The sequence below is a fragment of the Photobacterium lipolyticum genome (genome assembly GCF_003026475.1).
GTDB classification, from domain to species: domain Bacteria; phylum Pseudomonadota; class Gammaproteobacteria; order Enterobacterales; family Vibrionaceae; genus Photobacterium; species Photobacterium lipolyticum.
Map to the genome: position 1 here is coordinate 1 of NZ_PYMC01000057.1, position 606 is coordinate 606.

Here is a 606-nt window from a genome sequence, read left to right on the forward strand (position 1 = left end):
AAAGAATTATTTATGTGAACGAAACTTATGAGTGGAAATCTTCATAACAACTTACTCGGTAAATCGGTACAGCGAAGGTTTTCTAAAACATAATGTTGCATATAAATAGGTCTGACTTACAGGCCGAAACGAATAGTAACACACGAAGATAAAATATGTAGTTTTATTTTGCTTTTTATAGCTGATGGGGATGTAAATCCTGTTTTTACTCGTGTATCCGAAATGTTATACCCAAGTGACCTCAAGATGCTTGTTCAGCGAGGATTTATTGGCTTCTAGGCAAGACTGTGAAAAGACAAAGGAAAAGCTGATATTCTCGGACATACTGAGTATTAGCCAAATAACAGGCAAAAAAAATGCCGGCAGTGCCGACATTTTTATACTGTTTACATAGACTCTAAAATTACAGAGTAACTACGTTTGCAGCTTGAGGACCTTTCTGGCCTTGTTCTACGTCAAAAGAAACCTTTTGACCTTCTGCAAGAGTTTTGAAGCCTTCAGAAGCGATTGCACGGAAGTGTACGAATACGTCTGCGCCGCCGTTGTCTTGAGTGATGAAACCGAAACCTTTCTCTTCGTTAAACCACTTAACGATACCAGTTGTCT

At 38.6% G+C, this 606-nt stretch carries 1 protein-coding gene; it reads right to left on the minus strand.

Annotation, left to right across the window (positions count from 1 at the left end):
* Positions 1-403 precede the first annotated feature (403 nt).
* A partial coding sequence (cspE, locus tag C9I89_RS22290; protein WP_107285500.1) for a transcription antiterminator/RNA stability regulator CspE occupies positions 404-606 on the minus strand: 203 nt, incomplete at its 5' end.